General features: G+C 63.9%; 17 protein-coding genes. 12 read left to right on the forward strand and 5 right to left on the reverse strand.

Features of this window, described 5'->3' with window-relative positions; all coding sequences use genetic code 11:
• Nucleotides 1-2: 2 nt before the first annotated feature.
• The 3 genes from J2Z17_RS16170 to J2Z17_RS16180 form a co-directional block, all read right to left on the reverse strand.
• A complete protein-coding gene (locus J2Z17_RS16170) occupies nt 3-623 on the reverse strand; it encodes an alpha-ketoglutarate-dependent dioxygenase AlkB family protein (RefSeq protein WP_209946671.1) in 621 nt (206 codons plus the stop codon).
• 34 nt (nt 624-657) lie between these two features.
• Nucleotides 658-1,095 (reverse strand): alternative ribosome rescue aminoacyl-tRNA hydrolase ArfB, encoded by a 438-nt coding sequence (gene arfB / locus J2Z17_RS16175; protein WP_209946672.1) that lies wholly within the window; start codon nt 1,093-1,095, stop codon nt 658-660.
• Between the two features lie 118 nt (nt 1,096-1,213).
• Complete coding sequence (locus J2Z17_RS16180) at nt 1,214-2,824, reverse strand: phosphoenolpyruvate carboxykinase (RefSeq protein ID WP_209946877.1); 1,611 nt, start codon at nt 2,822-2,824, stop codon at nt 1,214-1,216.
• A 317-nt stretch (nt 2,825-3,141) separates the two neighbouring features.
• On the opposite strand from J2Z17_RS16180, the gene J2Z17_RS16185 reads away from it, so the two are divergent.
• The 12 genes from J2Z17_RS16185 to trxA all read left to right on the forward strand — a co-directional run bounded on the left by J2Z17_RS16185 (nt 3,142) and on the right by trxA (nt 20,704).
• Nucleotides 3,142-3,864, forward strand: a complete 723-nt coding sequence (locus J2Z17_RS16185; protein ID WP_209946673.1) for a response regulator transcription factor — start codon at nt 3,142-3,144, stop codon at nt 3,862-3,864.
• Between the two features lie 141 nt (nt 3,865-4,005).
• Nucleotides 4,006-5,724 (forward strand): stimulus-sensing domain-containing protein, encoded by a 1,719-nt coding sequence (locus J2Z17_RS16190; RefSeq protein WP_209946878.1) that lies wholly within the window; start codon nt 4,006-4,008, stop codon nt 5,722-5,724.
• Nucleotides 5,721-6,197 carry an HPr kinase/phosphorylase gene (locus J2Z17_RS16195; RefSeq protein ID WP_209946674.1) on the forward strand — a complete coding sequence of 159 codons (477 nt, stop codon included), beginning with the start codon at nt 5,721-5,723 and terminating at the stop codon, nt 6,195-6,197. The genes J2Z17_RS16190 and J2Z17_RS16195 overlap by 4 nt, the downstream gene beginning before the upstream one ends.
• 103 nt (nt 6,198-6,300) lie before the next feature.
• Entirely contained in the window at nt 6,301-6,702 is a 402-nt protein-coding gene (locus J2Z17_RS16200; RefSeq protein WP_209946675.1) for a PTS sugar transporter subunit IIA, read from the forward strand.
• An 18-nt stretch (nt 6,703-6,720) separates the two neighbouring features.
• The gene (locus J2Z17_RS16205) at nt 6,721-6,993 is read left to right on the forward strand and encodes an HPr family phosphocarrier protein (RefSeq protein ID WP_209946676.1); all 273 of its coding nucleotides are present in this window, start codon (nt 6,721-6,723) and stop codon (nt 6,991-6,993) included.
• 159 nt (nt 6,994-7,152) lie between these two features.
• Nucleotides 7,153-8,553 (forward strand): adenosylhomocysteinase, encoded by a 1,401-nt coding sequence (gene ahcY / locus J2Z17_RS16210; protein WP_209946677.1) that lies wholly within the window; start codon nt 7,153-7,155, stop codon nt 8,551-8,553.
• 282 nt (nt 8,554-8,835) lie between these two features.
• Nucleotides 8,836-11,346 carry a sensor histidine kinase gene (locus J2Z17_RS16215; RefSeq protein ID WP_209946678.1) on the forward strand — a complete coding sequence of 837 codons (2,511 nt, stop codon included), beginning with the start codon at nt 8,836-8,838 and terminating at the stop codon, nt 11,344-11,346.
• Nucleotides 11,343-12,866, forward strand: a complete 1,524-nt coding sequence (gene tsaE, locus J2Z17_RS16220) for a tRNA (adenosine(37)-N6)-threonylcarbamoyltransferase complex ATPase subunit type 1 TsaE (RefSeq protein ID WP_209946679.1) — start codon at nt 11,343-11,345, stop codon at nt 12,864-12,866. The genes J2Z17_RS16215 and tsaE overlap by 4 nt, the downstream gene beginning before the upstream one ends.
• Nucleotides 12,867-12,872: 6 nt before the next feature.
• Nucleotides 12,873-13,598, forward strand: coding sequence for a nucleotidyltransferase family protein (locus J2Z17_RS16225; RefSeq protein WP_209946680.1), 726 nt, complete (start codon nt 12,873-12,875; stop codon nt 13,596-13,598).
• Between the two features lie 4 nt (nt 13,599-13,602).
• Complete coding sequence (gene addB / locus J2Z17_RS16230; protein WP_209946681.1) at nt 13,603-16,773, forward strand: double-strand break repair protein AddB; 3,171 nt, start codon at nt 13,603-13,605, stop codon at nt 16,771-16,773.
• Nucleotides 16,766-20,311 (forward strand): double-strand break repair helicase AddA, encoded by a 3,546-nt coding sequence (gene addA, locus J2Z17_RS16235; protein ID WP_209946682.1) that lies wholly within the window; start codon nt 16,766-16,768, stop codon nt 20,309-20,311. The genes addB and addA overlap by 8 nt, the downstream gene beginning before the upstream one ends.
• Before the next feature lie 72 nt (nt 20,312-20,383).
• The gene (gene trxA / locus J2Z17_RS16240; protein WP_209946683.1) at nt 20,384-20,704 is read left to right on the forward strand and encodes a thioredoxin; all 321 of its coding nucleotides are present in this window, start codon (nt 20,384-20,386) and stop codon (nt 20,702-20,704) included.
• Nucleotides 20,705-20,755: 51 nt separating this feature from the next.
• On the opposite strand, the gene J2Z17_RS16245 is transcribed toward trxA, so the two are convergent.
• Together J2Z17_RS16245 and accD are read right to left on the reverse strand one after the other, a co-directional pair.
• On the reverse strand, nt 20,756-22,099 hold the full coding sequence (locus J2Z17_RS16245) for a bifunctional folylpolyglutamate synthase/dihydrofolate synthase (RefSeq protein ID WP_209946879.1): 1,344 nt from the start codon (nt 22,097-22,099) through the stop codon (nt 20,756-20,758).
• Nucleotides 22,100-22,128: 29 nt separating this feature from the next.
• Nucleotides 22,129-23,034, reverse strand: a complete 906-nt coding sequence (gene accD, locus J2Z17_RS16250) for an acetyl-CoA carboxylase, carboxyltransferase subunit beta (RefSeq protein WP_209946684.1) — start codon at nt 23,032-23,034, stop codon at nt 22,129-22,131.
• Nucleotides 23,035-23,067 lie beyond the last annotated feature (33 nt).

The raw sequence follows: 23,067 nt of genomic DNA on the forward strand, positions 1-23,067 counted from the left end.
CCCTATGGCGTGACGCGGCGCAGCGTCAGATTGATGCGGCCTTCCGATTTCAGCAGTGTCGAGGTGCCCGGATAGATCCGGTCGACGCCATGAAAGCGCAGCCGGCTTTCGCCGCCGAGAACGAGAACATCGCCGCTTTCCAGCCGAAACGACCGCGTCGGCGCATTGCGCTCGAAGCCACCCACCCGGAACAGGCAGCTGTCGCCCAGGGAAATGGACAGGACCGGCGCGGAAAGATCGGTCTCGTCCCTGTCCTGATGAAGGCCCATTTTTGCGTCCGGCCCATAGTAATTGACCAGGCAGGCCTCCGGCGGCCGGTCGCAGCCGCCGACGCTTTGCCAGATGTCGAGCAATTTCCGTGGAATGGCCGGCCAGGCTTTGCCGGTCACCGGATGCGTCTCCTGGTAGCGATAGCCGCGCTGACGATCGGTCAGCCAGCCGAGGCGGCCGCAATTGGTCATCCGCACCGAAAGCGGCTTGCCGCTGCGCGGCATTTCCGGCGTATAGAGCGGCGCTGCGGCCACCACGTCCCTGATGTCTAGGAGCAGGGCTTCCTGCTCCGCACGATCCAGAAAGGCCGGATGGAAATCGAGGCCCTCTGGCAGGCTGTCGGGCTTTGCCATATCCGCCGAACTCCTCTTGCCCTTCCCGCGCGTACTATTGGTCTTTTTCCGGACGGCTGCGCATCTTCTTGACCTCGGAGCGGCCGCTCTTTTCCTTCAGCCGCCGCTCGATCGATCCCTTGGATGGCCGCGTCTTGCGTCTCGGCGGTGGCGGCGGCTCGGCGGCCTTCAGGATCAGCTCCTTCAGCCGCTCGCGGGCATCCTCGCGGTTGCGCTCCTGGCTGCGAAACCGATTGGCCTCGATCATCACCACACCGTCCTTGGAGGCCCGGCGACCGGCAAGCTTCAGCGCATTGGCCTTCACGCGATCATTCAGTGCCGGTGAATTCTGCACGCTGAAAAACAGCTGGACCGCCGTCGAGACCTTGTTGACGTTCTGTCCGCCCGGCCCGCCGGCCAGCACGAATTGCTCGCTCAGCTCCCAGCCGGCGATGGTGATCTTGCTGTTGACGATGAGCGCTTCGCTGGCCATGGCCCAAATCCCTTCGGCGGCTTCTATTCCACACAATCCACCGGTCTGTCGCCCCCCAAACGCGAAAACCCGGCGAAGCGTTCGCCGGGTTTTCTGAAATCGGAAAGCGGGATGCCGATTATTCGGCGGCCATCGGCAGTTGCGGGGCTGCCTCCAGCACGCCGGCATCCACATGGTCTTCGAACTTGGCGAAGTTGGAGATGAACATGCCGACCAGCTTTTGCGCCTGGGCGTCATAGGCATCGCCATCGGCCCATGTCGAGCGCGGATCGAGGATACCGGGCTCGATCCCCTCGACCGCCACCGGAACGGCAAAGCCGAAATTCGCATCGATGCGGAAATCGGCCGCGTTCAGATTGCCGTTCAGCGCCGCAGACAGCAGGCCGCGCGTCACCTTGATCGGCATCCGGCTGCCGGTGCCGTAGGCGCCGCCGGTCCAGCCGGTATTGACCAGCCAGCAATCGACGTCGTGCCGTGCGATAAGATCGCGCAGCAGGCGCCCATATTCGGCCGGATGACGCGGCATGAACGGCGCGCCGAAACATGTCGAGAAGGTCGCTTCCGGCTCGGTCACGCCCTTTTCGGTGCCGGCCACCTTGGCGGTGTAGCCAGACAGGAAGTGGTACATCGCCTGTTCCGGCGTCAGCTTGGCAATCGGCGGCAGCACCCCGAAGGCGTCGGCCGTCAGCATGATGATCGTCGTCGGATGCCCGGCCTTGCCGCTGTCGGAAGCGTTCGGAATGAAGTCCAGCGGATAGGCGCAGCGGGTGTTTTCGGTGCGCGAGCCATCGTCGAAGTCCGGAACGCCGTTCTCGTCGAGCACGACATTTTCCAGCACGGTGCCGAAGCGCTTGGTGGTGGCATAGATTTCCGGCTCGGCTTCGGCCGAAAGACGAATGGTCTTGGCGTAGCAGCCCCCCTCGAAGTTGAAGATGCCCGCCTCGCCCCAGCCGTGTTCGTCATCGCCGATCAGCGTGCGGGCGGGATCGGCCGACAAGGTGGTCTTGCCGGTGCCGGACAGGCCGAAGAAGACCGCCGCGTCGCCATCCGGCCCCGCATTGGCGGAGCAATGCATCGGCATCACGCCCTTTTCCGGCAAGAGGTAGTTCAGCGTGGTGAACACCGACTTCTTCATTTCGCCGGCATAGGATGTGCCGCCAATCAGGATCAGCCGGTTCTTGAAATCGCACGCGATGACGGTTTCCGTCCGGCAACCGTGCCGTTGCGGATCGGCCTTGAAGCTCGGCAGGTCGATGATCGTCAGTTGCGGCAGGAAGCCCTTCAGCCTCTCGCGCTCCGGCCGGATCAGCAGATTGCGGATGAACAGCGAATGCCAGGCATATTCGGTGACGACGCGGGTCGGAAGCGCGTTGTCGGCGTCGGCGCCACCCACCAGATCCTGCACGAAAAGATCCATCCCGGCCGCATGGGCCAGCATGTCCTGGCGCAGCAGCTCGAACTGATCGGGCGACATCGGCTTGTTGTTGTCCCACCAGATCTGCCCCTCGGTCATCTCGTCCCTGACGACGAACTTGTCCTTCGGCGAGCGGCCCGTGTGCTGGCCGGTATCGGCACAGACGGCGCCGTCGGCGGTCAGCACGGCCTCGCCGCGGCGGATCGTTTCCTCGTAAAGCTTGTTGGGCGTCAGATTGTAATAGACGCGCGCAGCATCCTTCAGACCGAGTCTTGCCACCCCGTTGTCTGGGTTGAACAGGCCGAGCTCCTCCATCATCCGCTTTCCTTCATGTTGCGACGAAAAATTGAAAACTTCGATCAGAACCTAGGGCGGAATGCCTAAGCTAGCAAGACAAGAATCAGAAATAGCCAATAATTTCAATTATTTAATCGATTTAAAGAAATTTTTTCGATTTTAAATCGGTTGAATGAAGGGGTATCTTCCGGCCCTGTGCGACCCGTCTCCAAGACAGGACGGAACCTTTCCCGTCAGCCCACCCTTTATGTTTGCCACAATTTGTTCCACCTTTATCCCCAAAAGCGGTCTCCTCTTGTTGAGGGAGCCGAATGATGATGACGGAGACAAGCATTATGCAGACCATCGCGCTCGTAGATGACGATCGCAACATCTTGACCTCCGTGTCGATCGCCCTGGAGGCTGAAGGCTACAAGGTCGAGACCTATACGGACGGCGCATCGGCGCTGGAGGGCTTGCTCGGCCGGCCGCCGCAGCTGGCGATCTTCGATATCAAGATGCCGCGCATGGACGGCATGGAACTGCTGCGCCGCCTGCGCCAGAAATCCGACCTTCCGGTGATCTTCCTGACCTCCAAGGATGAGGAGATCGATGAATTGTTCGGCCTGAAGATGGGCGCCGACGATTTCATCACCAAGCCGTTTTCGCAGCGCCTGCTGGTCGAACGCGTAAAAGCGATCCTGCGCCGTGCTGCAAGCCGCGATACGGCAGCGATCACAGGCGGCGCGCGCAGCCCCGGCGACCAGGCGGCGCGCACGCTGGAGCGCGGTCAACTGGCCATGGACGAGGAGCGGCATACCTGCACCTGGAAGGGCGATCCGGTGACCCTGACCGTCACCGAATTCCTCATCCTCCAGGCCCTCGCCCAGCGCCCCGGTGTCGTCAAGAGCCGCGATGCCCTGATGGATGCGGCCTATGACGAGCAGGTCTATGTCGACGACCGGACCATCGACAGCCACATCAAGCGCTTGCGCAAGAAGTTCAAGATGGTCGATAACGACTTCGACATGATTGAAACACTGTACGGTGTCGGATACCGGTTCCGCGAAGCGGCGTGAGTGCGGCGCAAAGTTCCGGACATGGCGTCGGGGGCGGCTGAGCCCGCCCCGGCGCGCGCCCCAAGGGTTTGACGGTTGGCCAGACGCGTATCTGACATTGACATCGACGATCTCGACGACGCGCATCAGCCGCGCCGGCGCATGTTCGGCCATCCGTTCACACTGATCCGGCGGATCTTCGGCAATGCGCTGTTTTCCAGCCTCACGCGCCGGATCATGTTCTTCAACCTGGCGGCACTGGTCGTGCTGGTCGGCGGCATTCTTTACCTCAACCAGTTTCGCGAAGGCCTGATCGATGCGCGCGTCGAAAGCCTGCTGACCCAGGGTGAGATCATTGCGGGTGCCATCTCCGCCTCGGCATCGGTCGACACCAATTCGATCACCATCGATCCGGAAAAACTGCTGGAGCTGCAGGCCGGCCAGAGCATCACCCCGGTGCCGAACGACGAGGATCTGGAATTTCCGATCAATCCCGAGCGGGTCGCCCCTGTTCTCCGGCGGCTGATTTCGCCGACCCGCACGCGTGCACGCCTGTTCGACGCGGATGCCAATCTGCTGCTCGATTCCCGCCATCTCTATTCGCGCGGCCAGGTGCTTCGCTACGATCTGCCCCCACCCGACGGCGAGACGACCAGCTGGGCGGAATTCTTCAACCGGATGTTCAACCGCCTGCTGCAGCCGGGCAACCTGCCGCTCTACAAGGAAGCGCCGGGCGGTGACGGCTCGATCTACCCGGAAGTGATGAATGCACTGACCGGCGTGCGCGGCGCCGTGGTGCGGGTCACGGAAAACGGCGAACTCATCGTCTCGGTCGCCGTGCCCGTCCAGCGTTTCCGCGCGGTGCTCGGCGTGCTTTTGCTGTCCACCCAGGCCGGCGACATCGACAAGATCGTGCATGCCGAGCGCCTGGCGATCCTGCGCGTTGCAGGCGTCGCGACGTTGGTCAACATCCTGCTGTCGCTTCTGTTGTCGTCGACCATCGCCAACCCGCTGCGGCGCCTCTCGGCGGCAGCGGTCAGGGTCAGGCGGGGCGCCAAGGAGCGCCAGGAAATCCCGGACTTCTCGGCCCGCCAGGATGAGATCGGCAACCTGTCACTGGCGCTGCGCGACATGACGACCGCGCTTTACGACCGCATCGATGCGATCGAAAGCTTTGCCGCCGATGTCAGCCACGAGCTGAAAAACCCGCTGACCTCGCTGCGCAGCGCCGTCGAGACCCTGCCGCTGGCCCGCAACGAGACATCGAAGCAGAAGCTGCTCGATATCATCCAGCATGACGTGCGCCGCCTCGACCGCCTGATCAGCGACATTTCGGACGCATCGCGGCTGGACGCGGAACTGGCGCGCAGTGATTCCAAGACCGTCGATCTCAATGTGCTGCTCACCGACCTGGTCGACGTCTCCCGGCAGATCAGCGCCAGCAAGAAGCAGGTGAAGATCGACTATGTGCTCGACCAAAAGGCCGGCACGAAGAAGGACTTCGTCGTTACCGGCTATGATCTTCGCCTCGGCCAGATCATCACCAACCTGATCGAGAACGGACGCTCCTTCGTGCCCGAAAAGACCGGACGGATCGTCGTCAGGCTCTCGCGCACCCGGACCCGCTGCATCGTCCAGGTCGAGGACAACGGCCCCGGCATCCAGGCGGAAAACATCGATCGGATCTTCGAGCGCTTCTATACGGACCGGCCCGAAGGCGAGTCCTTCGGCCAGAACTCCGGTCTCGGCCTGTCGATCAGCCGCCAGATCGCCGAAGCGCATGGCGGCAGTCTGCGGGCGGAAAACGTGCCGGACGAGAGCGGCGAAGGCTTCAAGGGCGCGCGCTTCATCCTGACCCTGCCGACGGAAAATCCGGCATGAGCAATGGAGGCATCAATCTCCATGCGACCGTCATCGTCGCCGGACATCGCGGCATTCTCTTTACCGGACCGTCCGGCAGCGGAAAATCCGCCCTCGCCTTTCGCTGCCTCGCCGAAGCGTCCGGCCACGGGCGGCATGCCGCCCTCGTTGCCGATGACCAGGTTTTTCTGCAAATTTTCGAGCGGGGTGTCATTGCAACGCGCCCCGACAGCATCGCCGGCCTGATCGAGCTGCGGCAGAGTGCCATCGTCAAGGTCGCAAGCCAGAGGCGCTGCCTGATCGATGTCGCCGTTCAGCCGGTCGGCCCCGACGCAGAGCGCCTTCCACCGGCGGATCTGCGCTTTGCGCCCGGGCATGGCATTGATCTGCCTCTGGTGGTCATTCCGCGCGATGCCGTCGCGCCGCTTGCCGCCATCGAGGCCATCCTCGCGACCCTTGCCGCGCCCCTCGCTACGGGGAGCCCCCAATTTTGAGCTTGCGCTTGGCGTTCACATAACCAAGATGGACGGCCACCAATGGACGAACCCGTTACATTAGGATATTTGCCGAACTTGCGTCAGCAAAGGGACTGAAAGAATGATCGGACTAGTGCTTGTCACCCATGGCAAGCTGGCGGAAGAATTTCTTCACGCATTGGAACATGTGGTCGGACCGCAGAAGTGCATCGAGACGGTATCGATCGGTCCCGAAGACGACATGGACCAACGTCGCCAGGACATTCTCGACGCAGTCTTGCGTGCCGACAATGGCCACGGCGTGGTCATCCTGACCGACATGTTCGGTGGCACGCCGTCCAATCTGGCCATCTCGGTGATGAACAGCGGCCGCATCGAAGTCATTGCCGGCGTCAATCTGCCCATGCTGATCAAGCTTGCCGGCGTGCGTGCCGACAACGACATGGAAAAGGCATTGGTCGAAGCGGCCGAAGCCGGGCGGAAATATATCAACGTCGCCAGCCGCGTTCTCAGCGGCAAGTGACCCGGACCGGATTCCCTTATGTCGCTTGCGCGTGAACTCCTGATTATCAACAAACGCGGCCTTCATGCCCGCGCGTCGGCGAAATTCGTCCAGACAGTCGGCGGCTACGACGCGCAGATCACCGTTGCAAAGGACGGAACGACGGTCGGCGGTACCTCCATCATGGGCCTGATGATGCTGGCTGCCAGTCCCGGCTGCCGCATCCTGGTGACTGCCGAGGGGGTGCAGGCCACCGAAGCGCTGGATGCGCTGGAGTCGCTGGTCAACGACAAGTTCGGCGAGGAAGCCTGACCAATATGACATAAAGATATAAAGACTTCTTTATGTCACGGTTGTCATTCCGGCCGAACCCTGCTATCTCCACTCTCCGAAAAGTCCTTCTCGACGTTGAGGGACGTGAGCGCGCGCAGCGATCCAACGACTGCGCCCGAACCAGGCTGGAGACGCTTCATGAGCAACACCCAAGATTATATCGTCGCTGATATTTCTCTTGCAGATTTCGGTCGCAAGGAACTCGACATCGCCGAAACCGAAATGCCGGGCCTGATGGCCTGCCGCAGCGAATTCGGCGAATCAAAGCCGCTGAAGGGCGCGCGCATCACCGGCTCGCTGCACATGACCATCCAGACCGGCGTGCTGATCGAAACGCTGGTGGCGCTCGGCGCCGAAGTCCGCTGGGCCTCGTGCAACATCTTCTCGACCCAGGACCATGCCGCTGCGGCGATCGCCGCCGCCGGCATTCCGGTCTATGCGGTCAAGGGCGAAAGCCTCACCGAATACTGGCAGTACACCGACCGGATCTTCCAGTGGACCGATGGCGGCGTCTCCAACATGATCCTCGATGACGGTGGCGACGCAACCATGTACATCCTGCTCGGCGCCCGCGCCGAAGCCGGCGAGGACATCCTGAAGAACCCGGAATCGGAAGAAGAGGAAATTCTCTTCGCCCAGATCAAGAAGCGGCTGGAAGCCTCGCCGGGCTGGTTCACCCGCCAGCGTGACGCCATCCAGGGCGTCACCGAAGAAACCACGACAGGCGTCAACCGTCTCTACCAGCTGTCGCAGAAGGGCCTCCTGCCCTTCCCGGCGATCAACGTCAACGATTCGGTCACCAAGTCCAAGTTCGACAACAAATACGGCTGCAAGGAATCGCTGGTCGACGGCATCCGCCGTGCAACCGACGTGATGATGGCCGGCAAGGTTGCCGTCGTCTGCGGCTACGGCGATGTGGGCAAGGGCTCGGCAGCCTCGCTTCGCGGCGCCGGCGCCCGCGTCAAGGTCACGGAGATCGATCCGATCTGCGCCCTTCAGGCTGCCATGGACGGCTTCGAGGTCGTGCAGCTCGAGGACGTCGTCTCCTCCGCCGACATCTTCGTCACCACCACCGGCAACAAGGACGTCATCCGCATCGAGCACATGCGCGAGATGAAGGATATGGCGATCGTCGGCAATATCGGCCACTTCGACAACGAGATCCAGGTCTCCGCCCTGCGCAACCTGAAATGGACGAACATCAAGCCGCAGGTCGACATGATCGAGTTCCCCAAGGGTTCGCGCATGATCCTGCTGTCGGAAGGCCGCCTGCTGAACCTCGGCAATGCCACCGGCCACCCGTCCTTCGTCATGTCGGCTTCGTTCACCAACCAGGTGCTGGCCCAGATCGAACTCTTCACCAAGGGCGACGAGTACGAGAACAAGGTCTATGTCCTGCCGAAGCACCTCGACGAAAAGGTCGCGCGCCTTCACCTCGAAAAGCTTGGCGTGAAGTTGAGCAAGCTGTCCGATGAGCAGGCGTCTTATATCGGCGTTACGCCTCAGGGTCCGTTCAAGGCCGATCACTACCGCTATTGATCGACCGCCGACTATCCACAAGATGTAGTATGGCGCGGCCTTGACAAAGGCCGCGCTTTCTTTTTTCCGCCTCGCCCTTCCCGGCAAATCCGTTCGGCAGTATTGTTTTTGACACTTGATTCGTCTGTTTGCGGCAAGCTTCGCAGGCGAATATGGGATGTCTTGTCGAGATGCGGCACATAGGACGGAGACAGACCGAGGATGTCGGTAGAACGAATTGAACGGTCGCGGACACTTATCGTGTCCCGCGATGTGGTCTCCTGTGCGAGGCAGGACCACGACATGGAACAGGGCGCGGCACCGGTCGGTGGGCGGGCGGCCCTCGGCGTCTTGCGACGCCTGAGACGCGGATGCCTGGTCGGCAGCGCGCTGGCTCTCGTGCCGGTCTCGGCTTTTGCCCAGATCGGCCTTCCGTTTCTCAACGATCCACGCGCCTTTTCCTCGGCCGAGATGATCGGCTTCTCGATCGTTGTCGGGCTGTTTTCGGCAAGCCTGCTTTCGGCCCTCTGGCTGGTGCGGCAGAAGAGCAATATCGAAGCCGAGGGCGAAGAGATGCGCTCGGTCCTGGCCGACGCACAGCAGCGCATCTCGCGTTACGAGGCGTTGATCGCCGACAAGAACCGCCGGATCGTCGTCTGGGAAGGGCACAGCGGCAAGGCCGATATCCTCGGCCAGCTGCCGGCGGAGACCGGTGCCCCGACGAGTGACCGGGATTTCCTGGCCTTTGGCCGCTGGCTCAAATCCAATTCGGCCATCGATCTGGAGCGCGCGCTGGAATCGCTGCGCGTCGATGCCCGCAGCTTCGACATCGTGGTCGAGACGCAGCGCGGCGAAATTCTCGAAGTCCAGGGCCGCGTTTCCGGCGGCCGCGCCTTTGCCCGCTTCGTCGCCCTCAACAATCTGCGCGCCGATCTCGCCGAGCTGAAGATCGAAAAGAACCGGCTGATGTCGTCGATCAGCGCGTTCGAAGCGCTGTTGAACTCCATCGAGCAGCCGGTCTGGCGGCGCGACGCAGACGGCAAGCTGATCTGGGTCAACCATGCCTATGGAGAGGCTGTGGAAGCCCTGTCGCCGGAACAGGCGACGGGTGAGCAGCGCGAAATCCTCGGCACCGTCGACCGCGCAACCATCAAGGCACGCGCCACCGATGTTTCGCCCTATCACGGCACCGTTTCTACCGTGATCCATGGCAATCGCGCCTTTCTCGATGTCGTCGATGCCAAGAGCGCCGATGGCTCCTGCGGCATGGCGCTCGATGTCAGCCAGATCGAGGCTGTGCGCGAGGAGCTGTCGCGAACCCTGAAGAGCCACGCAGACACGCTGGATCACCTGGCGACACCGGTCGCGATCTTCGATGGCGCCCGGCATCTGCAGTTCTACAATCAGGCCTTCGCCCAGCTCTGGGAACTCGACACACCCTTCCTCGAAAGCCATCCGGACAACAGCCAGCTGCTCGATCGTTTGCGCTCGGAAAAGAAGCTGCCCGAGCAGCTGAACTGGCGGACCTGGAAAGAGCAGGCGCTGGCGGTCTATCGCTCGCTCGATACCCACACGGACCTCTGGCACCTGCCCAACGGCCAGATCCTCAGGGTCATCATGTCGGCGCATCCCCAGGGCGGCGCCACCTGGGTATTCGAAAACATGACCGAACAGGTCGATCTGGAAACCCGCTACAACACGCTGTTGCGCGTGCAGGGCGAAACCATCGATCACCTGTCGGAAGGCGTCGCCGTGTTCGGTCCCGATGGCCGACTGAAGCTGTCGAACCCCGCCTTCAGGGCTCTCTGGGGCATCACAGAGGAAGTCGCCAAGCCCGGCGCCCATATCCAGGCGATCGAATCGGCCTGCTCCGCCTCCTATGACAAGACGGACGGCTGGAAGACCTTCGGCCGGATGATCACCAGTTTCGACGACGAACGCCCGTCGCTGCAGGGGACGATGGAGCTCTATTCCGGCCTCGTGCTCGACTACGCCGTGATCCCGCTGTCCAACGCCCAGACCATGCTGACCTTCGTCAACATGACCGACAGCGTGCGCGCCGAACGGGCGCTGACGGAAAAGAACGAGGCGCTGCAAAAGGCCGACGAGCTGAAGAACGATTTCGTCCAGCACGTCTCCTACGAACTGCGCTCGCCGCTCACCAACATCATCGGCTTTACCGACCTGCTGAAGACGCCTGCGATCGGCCCGGTCAACGAGCGTCAGGCCCAGTATATCGATCACATCTCGACCTCGTCGGCCGTGCTGCTGACGATCGTCAACGACATCCTGGATCTTGCAACCGTCGACGCCGGTATCATGCACCTCAACCACGAGGACATCGATCTCGACGACCTCTTGGACGACGTGTCGCTGCAGATGACCGACCGCCTGCAGGAGGGCAATGTCACCCTCGACATCTCCTCGCCGGCCCGCCTCGGCCATCTTGTCGCCGACCAGCAGCGGCTGAAGCAGATCCTCATCAAGATCCTCACCAATGCGGTCAATTTCGCGCCCGACGGGACAGCCGTCGAGCTGAAATGCTGGCGCGAGGGTGTCGATTTCGTCTTCACCGTGGCCGATCACGGCTGCGGTATCCCCGACGAACAGCTGGCCAGCGTCTTCGAACGCTTCTCGTCGAATCCCAGGGGCGGCAAGCGCAGCGGCGCCGGTCTCGGCCTGTCGATCGTGAAGAGCTTTGTCGGCCTGCACAACGGCGATGTGACGATCGACAGCAAGACCGGTGAAGGCACGCTGGTCACCTGCCGCATTCCATCGGCTGTGGAAACGCCGAGCATCGCCGCTGCCGAATGAGCGACGCTGCCACCTCGCTCAGCCTCTATCTCGAAGATGACGCCGCCACCGCGCGCTTCGGCGAGGATCTGGCGCTTGCGCTGAAACCCGGTGACTGCGTCACGCTGAGCGGCGATCTCGGCGCCGGCAAATCGACGCTCGCGCGGGCGCTGATCCGCGCCGTTGCCGACGATCCCGGGCTCGAGGTGCCGAGCCCGACCTTTACCCTCGTGCAGGTTTACGATCTGCGCCTGCCGATCGCCCATTTCGATCTCTACCGGCTGGGCCATGCCTCCGAACTCGACGAACTCGGGCTCGAGGAGATCCTCGACGGCGGCATCGCCCTGATCGAATGGCCGGAACGCGCGGTCGATGATCTGCCGGCCGAACGGCTGGCACTCGCCTTCGGTTTCGAAGGTCCGGGCCGCCGCATCGAGATATCCGGCCCGGCCGCCAGGCTGGCCCGGCTCGAGCGTGTATTGGCCATCCGCCGGTTTCTCGACGATCACGGCTATGCAGGCGCCGCCCGCCGGTTTCTGATCGGCGACGCCTCGACCAGGGCCTATGAACGGATCCACACCGTGGATGGCCGGTCGCTTGTCCTGATGGATGCCCCTCGCCGGCCGAACGGGCCGCCGATCAGGGACGGTAAGCCCTATTCGCAGCTCGTGCATCTGGCCGAGGATGTGGCGCCCTTCGTGGCGGTCGACAATCTGCTCGGCGCGCAGGGTTTTGCCGTGCCTGCAATCCACGCCGCCGACCTCGAGGCCGGCCTGCTGGTTCTCGAGGATCTCGGTCAGGAGGGCGTGCTCGACGCCGATGGCGATCCGGTCGCCGAGCGTTATGAGGCGGCCGTCGAATGTCTGGCGGAGATGCATGGACGGACATTCGATCCTCAGGTGACGCTCGCCACGGGCCATGTCCACACCGTCCCGCCGTTCGACCGTGCCGCGCTGACCTTCGAGACAAGCCTTCTGCTCGACTGGTATCTGCCGTGGAGACGCGATGGCGCCTTGGCGACCGATAGCGAGCAGCAGGACTATGCGGATATCTGGAACGCCCTTTACGACGAGCTGCAGGGCGCCGAACAGGGCCTGCTGCTGCGCGACTTTCATTCGCCCAACATCATCTGGCGTCCGCAAGAAGCCGGCATCCGCCGCATCGGCCTGATCGATTTCCAGGACGCGCTGATCGGCCCCCTCGCCTATGACGTGGTCTCGATCGTCCAGGACGCGCGCGTGACGATCCCCTCGCCGCTCGCCGACCGGCTGATGCAGCGCTATCTCGCGTTGCGGGCGGAACAGGGCGATTTCGACTGTGAGAACTTCCTCAAGGCCTGGCACATCATGGCGGCACAGCGCGCCTGCAAGCTGAACGGGCTCTGGGTGCGGTTGCTCCGGCGCGACGGCAAGCCCAACTATATGAAGCACATGCCCCGCACACTGTGGTATCTCTCCACGGCGCTCTCCCATCCTGCCCTCGCCCCCTTGCGCGATTGGTGCGCAAAGGCTGGAATCGGCGCGACCGAATCAACGCGATAAAGGCGAATGGCCATCACCGAAGCAATGGTGCTCGCAGCCGGGCTCGGCACCCGCATGCGTCCGCTCACCGACACGACGCCGAAACCGCTTATCAAGGTCGCCGGCAAGCCGCTGATCGACTATGCGCTGGATCACCTGAAGGAGGCCGGGGTCACGAGGGCCGCCGTCAACGTGCATCACCATGCCGACCAGATGCTTACGCATCTTGACAACTATCCCGGCATGGAGATCGTCATTTCGGACGAGCGCGACGGCCTGCTCAACAGCGGCGGCGGCCTGGTCAAGGGCCTTGGCTGTCTTGGCCGTGATCCGGTCTTCGTGATGAATGCCGATCTCTTCTGGATCGAGGAAGGGACACCTTCCAATCTCCGGCGTCTGGCCGAATTCTTCGATCCCGCGACGATGGATATGGCGATGCTGTGCATCGATCTGGACCGCACCACCGGGCACAACGGCAAGCGCGATTTCTCGCTCGGTCCCGACGGGACGCTGCGCCGCTACCAGGAAGGCGATCCGAGCCCGGTCGTCTATGCCGGCGCCATCCTAATGCGGCCTGACGTGATGGACGACTCACCGGACGGCGCCTTCAATTTCAATGCCTATTTCGACAAGGCGATCGGCGCCGGACGGCTCTTCGGCCTGATGATGACCGGCCACTGGATTACCGTCGGCACGCCCGAGGCGATCGGCGACGCCGAGCGACGCATCGCCCTCGAAACCAGCGAGGCCTGAGCGGATGGAGCGGCGGGACAATGCAAGGGTCTGGACCATCCCGCCGGGCGTCGGCTTTTTGCGGGCGCTGGCGGCAGCACTGACCGAAGGCCGGCTCGCGCCCGGTTTCCGCTATGACCCCGCCAAGCCGCTGGACCTTGCCCGCGCCACGATCTTCGTTCCGACACGCCGTGCGGCCCGTGAACTGCGCTCCGAATTCGTCGATATCCTGGGCGGACGCTCGGCCATCCTGCCGGTGATCAAGCCCCTCGGGGAAACCGAGGACGATGACGGCTATTTCGACACCGATACGCCGGCCCTCCTCGATCTCGCCCCCCCGATCAACGGCACCGCGCGTCTGATCGAACTCGGCCGACTGATCCTGGCCTGGCGCAACCAGCTGCCGAGCATCGTCCGCGAAATCCATTCCGACACGCCGCTCGTCGCGCCCGCCAGTCCGGCCGACGCCATCTGGCTGGCCCGCGCCTTGGTGGAGCTGATCGATGCGGTCGAAACCGAAGAGCGCGACTGGAGCCAGCTGAAGCAGATCCAGGTCGGCAATGTCGCGAGCTGGTGGCAGCTGACGCTCGACTTCCTGGAGATCGCCAGTGCCTTCTGGCCCGCACGCCTCGCCGAACTCAATCGCTCCGCGCCTGCGCGTCATCGCAATGCCCTGCTGAAGGCCGAGGCCCGGCGCATCGCCAGCCGTACCGATGGCGATCCGACAGCCCCGGTGATCGTTGCCGGGTCGACCGGTTCGATCCCGGCAGCGGCCGAGCTGATCGCGGCCATTGCCGGCCTGGAAAACGGCGTTGTCGTCCTGCCGGGCCTCGACCAGACCATGCCGGAGGAACACTGGCATCAGGCCGGTGCCGTGCTTGCCGAAGGCATCTCCACCGACCCCGCCAGCCGCAGTCATCCGCAATACGGGCTCTACCGGCTTGTCGAGCGTCTCGGCGTCAAACGCCACGACGTACTGCCGCTGGAGGAATCCCCCGCCGATCTCGCAGACCGCGCGGAGGTTCTGTCTCGCGCCATGGCGCCAGCGGCGGCAACGGACGGCTGGATTGCCTGGCGCGACGAATTCGGGCCCGAGCGGATCGAGTCGGGCTTTGCCGATGTCGGCCTGATCGAGGCCGCCAACGAGCGTGAAGAGGCAACAGCCATCGCGGTCGCCCTTCGGCTGGCGCTTGAGGAGCCCGGCCGCCACGGCGAGAGCCGGGTCGCCGTTCTCAGCCCGGATCGCGAGCTCGCCAAAAGAGTGCGCGCCGAGCTTGCACGCTTCGGCATCGATGCCGATGATTCGGCCGGCACGCCGCTCTCGGCCACGCCGCAGGGCACGCTGCTGCAGCTTCTGCTCGAAGCGGCGCTGCGGCCTGGCGACCCGGTTTCGGTCACCGCGCTCTTGAAGCATCCCCTCACCCGGTTCGGCCTGTCGCAGGAGCAGTATCGCTCCGCCGCCGAGGCGCTGGAGCTTCTGGCCCTGCGCGGCGGCGTGCGCGAGGTCCATCTCGGCACGCTGGACGAACTGCTCGCCCGCAGCCTGGAGGCGCAGGCCGAAAGCCATCACGCCCCCATTTGGCGCGCGCGCCTCGATGAAGACGCGGTCACGGCTGCCCGGGATCTGGCGATCGCTATCCGCGACAGTGTCGAAATCCTCCACGATGCCGCCGGCAAGCAGCTTGCGATCCGCGAATGGGCCGAGCTCAGCGGCCGGGTGCTGGAATCGGTCGCCGCAGACGACACCGGTAATCTTGCCGGTCTCTGGTCCAACGCGGCGGGCGAAAAGCTGGCCTCGCTGCTGGAGCAGATCGTCGGTACCGAGGGCGCGCTCGAAGCCGATGGCCCGCAATGGATCGACCTCGTCGTCGCCTTTACCGCCGGCGAAGCAGTCAAGCCCCGCGCCATGCGCCATCCCCGCGTGTTCATCTTCGGCACGCTGGAGGCCCGGCTGCAATCGATGGACATGCTCGTGCTTGGCGGCCTCAACGAGGGTTCCTGGCCGGGGCAGACCAAGAACAATCCCTTCCTGTCGCGGATGATGAAGACGGAGATCGGGCTGGAGCCGCCGGAACAGCAGATCGGCCAGCTTGCCCACGACTTCCAGATGGCAAGCGGTACGCGCAGGCTGATCTTCACCCGGTCCATGCGCCAGGGCGGCGCACCGACGGTCGCCTCCCGCTGGCTGCAGCGGCTTGTCGCGCTCGGCGGTCCGCAGTTCTACGATGGCCTGAAGACGCGTGGCGAGCAGTACCGCGCCTATGCCCGGCTCTTGGATACCGGCGACAATCAGCCGTCCTCCCCGCGCCCTGCCCCCAAACCGGATGCCGCCTTGCAGCCGAAGAAATATTCCTTCAGCGAGGTTGGGCGCCTGCGCCGCGATCCCTATTCGATATATGCGCGCCGCATCCTGCGGCTCGATCCGCTGGCCCCGTTCAATGCCGAGCCGGGCCCCGCCGAGCGCGGCACGCTCTACCACGCGATTGTCGATCGCTTCGTGCGCGAAAGCGTGAGCACGCTCGGGCCCGGCAGCGACGCGGCGGTCGACCGGATCATCGCCGAAGCCTTCGCGGAAGAACAGCTTCCGCTGCATATCGAGGTGATCTGGCGCCATCGCTTCCGCGATATCGCCCGCCAACTGATGGCCTGGGAGACGTCTCGCGCCGACGGGCTGGTCCGCAGCCTGACGGAGGTGCGCGGCGGCTATGAGATCGCCGATGCCGGCATTCGGCTCAGCGGTGTGGCCGACAGGATCGACATCAAGCCCGGCGGCTTTGCCGATATCATCGACTACAAGACCGGCTCCAATCCAAGCATGGCACAGGCCCGCAGCCTGCTCGATCCGCAATTGCCGCTCGAAGCCGCAGCCCTTGCCGCCGGCGCTTTTGGCGATGTCGGGGCGCTGAGGCCCGAACATCTGATCTATGTGCGCCTGCGCCCCGGCGAACGCTTCCTCTCGGAACAGGTGAACAACGAACTGACCGGCAAGGGCGACAATGCCAAGTCGTCCGTCGATCTCGCACAGGATTCGATTGCCCAGCTGATCCGCTTCGTCAACCTGCTGTCTACAGGCGAGCGCGGCTTTGCCTCGCGGCTGGTCCCCTTCATGCAGGCCGATTTCTCCGGCGACTACGATCATCTGGCGCGGGTGGCCGAATGGTCGACGGCCGAAGCCGAGGAGGCCGGCGATGCGTGACGGCACCATCCTGCCCGAAGGGGCAAATCCGCTCGACTGGACCACGGCGCAACAGGCGCTTGCCTCCGACCCCTTGCGCTCGGCCTGGGTGTCGGCCAATGCCGGCTCGGGCAAGACCCATGTGCTGACCCAGCGGGTCATCCGGCTTCTGCTCGCCGGCGCCCGGCCATCTGCCATACTCTGCCTGACCTATACCAAAGCGGCCGCATCGGAGATGTCGAACCGGGTGTTTTCCAGGCTTGCCGAATGGGCGCGCCTCGACGACGCGGAGCTGGCAAAACGCATCGCCTCGATCGAGGACAAGCAACCGGACCGGATCAAGCTCATCGAGGCGCGCCGCCTGTTTGCCAAGGCGCTGGAGACACCGGGCGGCCTGAAGATCCAGACCATCCACGCCTTCTGCGAGGCGCTGCTGCACCAGTTTCCGCTGGAGGCCAATGTCGCCGGGCATTTCTCCGTGCTGGATGACGCAGCTGCCGCCACGCTGCTGGCCGAAGCGCGCCGATCGCTGCTGACCGCGACTGCCCTCGGCAAGGACGCCGATCTCGCCTGGGCCTTCGAGCATGCGCTGGGGCTCGCCGACGAATTCGGGCTGGAAACGCTGCTCGGCGAGATCGTTGCCAATCGCCGGGCCATCGCCGCCTTCCTTGCCTACGCTGGTCCAAGAGGGGGCTTCGAGCCGCTGCTGCGGCGTCGCCTCCGGCTGGAGCCCGGGGATACGCCGGAGGCGCTGGCGTCGGCCGCCTTTCCGCTGGCCGGCCTCTCGGGGCCGCGCCTCAGCCTCTATATCGATCTTGCGGAGGAAAAGGGTGGCGTGACCGCGCAGGCGATCGCCGACAGCCTGCGCCGCGCCGTCGCCGAGGAAGACCCGTTCGCGCGCCTGCGCCACCTGCAGGATGCCTTCTTCACCAAGTCGGGATCGCCGAAATCGCTGAAGACGCTGGCAACCGCCAAGATGCAGCAGGCCGCTCCCGAGCTGGCGGAGAGCCTGGAAGAAGCCCAGACACACTTGGTCGGTGCGATCGACCGGCTGAACACCTTGCGCATGTTCGAGGCGACGGTCGCCGCGCTGACCCTGGCCTCCCGTCTGATCGAGGACTATGAGAACCTGAAGAAGCGGCGCAGCCAGCTCGACTTCGAGGATCTGATCGCTCGAACGGCGCAGCTTCTGCTGCGTTCCGATGCCGGCCCGTGGATCCACTACAAGCTCGACCAGGGCATCGACCACATGCTGGTCGACGAGGCCCAGGACACCAGTCCCGTCCAGTGGGATGTGATTCGCTCGCTCAGGGAAGACTTCTTCGCCGGCCAGTCGGCCCGCCCGGGCCTTCGTACCTTCTTTGCCGTTGGCGACGAAAAGCAGTCGATCTACTCTTTCCAAGGCGCCCGGCCCGAGCGCTTTGCCGAAGAGGGCAAGGTCACGGGCCGCGAAGTCGCGCATGCCGGGCTCGATTTCAGCGCGATCCGCCTGCCGCTCTCCTTCCGCTCGACCAATGCCGTGCTGTCGGCCGTCGACCAGGTCTTCCGCTTTGCCGGCAATGCCCGCGGCCTGAGCGCCGACCCGCAGGCAATCATCCACATGTCCAACCGTATCGGCCATCCGGGCCGCACCGAACTCTGGGAGATGATCGCCGCCGATATCCCGGTCAAGGACGAGGACTGGACAGCCCCCTTCGATGCCACGCCCGAAAGCGCGCCGCCGGCGATCCTTGCCCGCCGTATGGCCGATTACATCGAACGGATGATCGGCAATGATACCATCGTCGACAAGGGCGTCGAGCGCTCCGTCGAGGCCGGCGATATCCTGGTCCTGGTGCGCAAGCGCGACAGCTTCGTCACTGCCTTGACACGCGAACTCAAGCGCCGTTCCGACATCCCGGTCGGCGGCGCGGACCGGTTGAAGCTCACCTCCCATATTGCCGTCCAGGATCTGCTGGCGCTCGGGCGCTTCGTGCTGCTGCAGGCAGACGACCTGTCGCTGGCCGCCCTGCTGAAAAGTCCGCTGTTCAACCGGACGGAGGAAGAGCTCTACGGACTGGCCGCCTACCGGTCGGCGGAGGCCAGCCTGTTTGCAGCCCTCATCGAACAGGCCGCGCGCGAGGACGACACCGTCTGGCGTTCGGTCAGCGCCGATCTCCAGCGCATGATCGAGCTTTCGCGGGACGCGACGGCCCATGAATTCTTCGCCACCGCGCTCGGCCGCTTCGGTGGCCGGCGCAAATTCCTCGGGCGGCTCGGCACCGAGGCCGCCGATATCCTGGATGAATTCCTCAGCCACGCCCTGACCTCCGAGACAACGGGGCTACCGGGCCTGCAGGCCTTCATCTCCGCGCTTGAACTCGAAGCGCCGGTGATCAAGCGGGAGCAGGACCAGGCGCGTAACGAAGTGCGGATCATGACCGTGCACGCCTCCAAGGGACTGGAGGCGCCGGTCGTCTTCCTGGTCGACGGCGGCGGCAAGCCGTTCAACACCAGTCACCTGGCGAAGTTTCGCTTCATCCAGACGCCGGATGGCGACGACAGCTTTCCGATCTGGATGCCGGTCAAGGCGCTCGATAACGACATCGCCGCGGCCGATGTCGAACGCGCCCGCGGACTGGCGGAAGAGGAATATCGCCGCCTGCTCTATGTCGGCATGACGCGGGCCGCAGATCGCCTGATCGTCTGCGGCTATCGGGGCCGCTACGAAGTGCCGGACATCTGGCACATGATGATCGATCAGGCCCTGCGCCAGGACGAGATCGCCTGCCGGCCGCAGACCTTCTCCGGTGCCGACGCAGAGTGGGAGGGGCTGGTCTGGCAGACGGCAGACACCCTTGAGCGCTTCGAGAAGCACATGCCGCAGACGCGTCCAGAAGAAAACATTTCCCTGCCGCCTGCCCTTCTGCGGCAATTGCCGGCGTCGAAACGCCTACCGCGTCCCTTGAGCCCTTCCGGCGCCGGTGTCGTGATCGAGGATCGGGCAGCCGATCTTGTCATCACCTCCAGGCTCTTCGGTCCCAAGCAGGCCGGTGACCTGGCGCTGCAGAAGGGTCGGCTGACCCATCGCATGCTGCAGGTGCTGCCTGCCATCGCCCCTATGGACCGCGCGGCGGCGGCAGAACGCTATCTCGACCGCGCGGCCCGGTTCTGGCCGGTGGACGAGCGTCGCGCCCTGCAGGAGCGCGTGCTGGCCGTGCTCGCCCATCCCGGTCTGGCCGGTGTCTTCGACGGACAGGGCGAGGCGGAAGTCTCCGTCATGGGAACGCTCGATCTCGGTGGAGAAGAGCGCGCCGTCAGCGGCCGGCTGGACCGCTTGGCCGTCCTTGACGACCGCGTCGTGCTGCTCGACTACAAGACCAATCGCCGGCCGCCGGAGGATGCTGCCGACGTGCCGTTCTCGCATCTGGCGCAGATGGCGATCTACCGGGCGCTGCTGCAGCCGCTTTATCCCGGCCAGGCGATCGAATGCCTGCTGATCTACACCGAAACGGCCAATGTCGTGACCTTGCCGCCGGAGCGAATGGAGGCCGCGCTTGCCGAGCTCAAGACACTGTGAAATACACGGTCATTGAAAGTGCCGCGCCGCATGCTCACATGTTGGCTAACATCCATTTCAAAGGAGCACCCGATGACTACGGTAAAAGTCGACAATTCAAACTTTCAGGCAGAGGTTCTCGGTTCGACCGAGCCGGTCGTCGTAGACTTCTGGGCGGAGTGGTGCGGTCCCTGCAAGATGATCGCCCCGAGCCTTGAAGAGATCGCCACCGAGATGGCCGGCAAGGTTAAGATCGCCAAGCTCAACATCGACGAAAACCCGGAACTGGCAGCCCAGTTCGGCGTTCGCTCGATCCCGACGCTTGCCATCTTCAAGGGCGGCGAAGTGGCCGACATCAAGGTCGGCGCAGCCCCGAAGACCGCGCTTGCAAGCTGGATCTCCGGCGCAGCCTGAACGCCAATTGTCACTGAAAATGAAAAAAGCCCGGTCTCAGCCGGGCTTTTTTCATTTGGGCGGGGTACCGTTCTGACCGAGCGCATTGCCTGCCAGATAGAGCGAGCCGCCGATCAGGATGCGCGGCGCAGGCATGCGGTCACCGACCGCCTGCGTGATGGCGCCAAGCGCCTCGGCAAGACTTGAGACCGGCGAGCTTGCAAGTCCCGCCTCGCCTGCCGCGTCCGCCAGCACGACCGGATCGAGCGCGCTATCGGTGCCGCTGATCGGTACCGTGTAGACATGCCGGGCGATGCTCGAGAAGGCCTTGAAATAGCCGACCGGGTCCTTGGTGTTCAGCATGCCAGTCACGAGATAGAGCGGCCGCGGCTGGCGCTCTTCCAGTCCCACCATGGCTTCGGCGATAACCTCGCCGGCGCCGGGATTATGGCCGCCATCGACCCAGAGTTCGCAGCCGGCCGGCGCCATCTGATGCAGCGTGCCTTCGGTCAGCTTCTGCAGGCGCCCCGGCCATTCGACCGACACCATGGCACGCTCCATGGTCTCCTCGGTCACCGGAAAATCGGCGGCCTTCACCGCACGGATCGCCGCTGCGGCATTGGCATGCTGGTGCCGGCCAAGCAGGCGCGGTAGCGGAATGTCGGAAAGCCCGAATTCGTCGTGATAGATCAGCCGCCCGAATTCCTCGTGCGCACCGAAATCCTGGCCGTAAATACTGCTCGGGCAGCCGAGCCGCTCGGCCGTCGACATCAGCACTTCCAGCGCCGCGTCGAACGGCTGCTGGCCGATCACCACCGGACAGCCGCGCTTCATGATGCCGGCCTTTTCGGCGGCAATCAGTTCGACCCGGTCGCCGAGATAAGGCTGGTGATCGAGCGAGATCGGCATGATCACGGACACCGCCGGCTTGTCGATCACATTGGTGCAGTCGAAACGGCCCCCCATGCCGACTTCCATGATCACCGCGTCGGCCGGCTCTTCGGCAAACAGGACGAAGGCGGCAGCCGTCAGGATTTCGAAGACGGTAATCGCCTGGCCCTCGTTTGCCTTGGCGATGCGCCGCAGGACTTCCGCCAGGCGTGAATCGTCGACCAGTCGCCCGGGTTCGCCCTTGCGACCGATCCGGTAGCGCTCCTGCCAGTTCACCAGATGCGGTGATGTATGGACGTGGACGCTGAGGCCCGCCGCTTCCAGCAGCGCACGGCTGAAGGCCGAGACGGAACCCTTGCCGTTGGTGCCGGCAACATGAATGACCGGCGGCAACCGGTTCTGCGGATTGCCGAGAACCTCGAGCAGACGGGTAATGCGGGTCAGCGAAAGATCGAAGCCCTTGGGATGCAACCCCATCAGCCGCTCAATCTCGACTTCCGACTCGCTGATCGCGGTGCTTGGCATCATGATGGACTCACAATTGCAGCAGCCGTTCAGGCTGGCTCTACGGCTTCCAATGCGGGAGCAGGCAGCTTTTTCTGGGTATCCAGCGGCGGCTGCTTCATCATCATCCGCAGGATGCGCGCCATGACATCGGGGATCTCATGGCGGTGCACCACCATGTCGACCATGCCATGTTCCAAAAGGTATTCCGAGGTCTGGAAGCCTTCCGGCAGCTGCTCGCGCAAGGTCTGCTCGATGACGCGCTTGCCGGCAAAACCGATTTCGGCACCCGGTTCCGCGATATGGACATCGCCGAGCATGGCATAGGACGCGGTGACCCCGCCCGTGGTCGGGTTTGTCAGCACGACGATATAAGGCAGGCCTGCTTCCTTCAGCATGTCGACGGCAATGGTCGTGCGCGGCAGCTGCATCAGCGACAGGATGCCCTCCTGCATGCGCGCGCCGCCGGAGGCCGGGAAGATGACCAGCGGGCACTTCTCGGCAATCGCGCGTTCCGCCGCCTTGACGATCGCCTCACCGGCTGCCATGCCGAGCGAGCCGCCGATAAAGGCGAATTCGTGCACCACGGCAACCAGCTTGACCCCCTTGACGAAGCCGAGACCGGCGAGGATCGTGTCCTCCTGCTCGGTCTTGATGCGGCTATCCTTCAACCGGTCGGCATAGCGCTTGGAATCGCGGAACTTCAACGGATCCTGCGCCACCTTCGGCTGCGGCAGGGATTCGAATTCGCTGTCGAACAGATCGATCAGACGGGCTTTGGCCGGCATCTTCATATGGAAGCCGGAGGCCGGAATGACCCACTTGTTTTCCTCAAGGTCCTTGTGGAAGACCATCTCGCCCGTCTCCGGGCACTTGATCCAGAGGTTTTCCGGGACTTCGCGCCGGCCAAGCATCGAATTGATGCGGGGGCGCACGTAATTGGTGATCCAGTTCACTGCAACGTCTCCTGATAGTTCTGCTCGGCGCTA

It is taken from the genome of Heterorhizobium halophytocola, assembly GCF_017873095.1.
In the GTDB taxonomy this organism is placed as follows: domain Bacteria; phylum Pseudomonadota; class Alphaproteobacteria; order Rhizobiales; family Rhizobiaceae; genus Allorhizobium; species Allorhizobium halophytocola.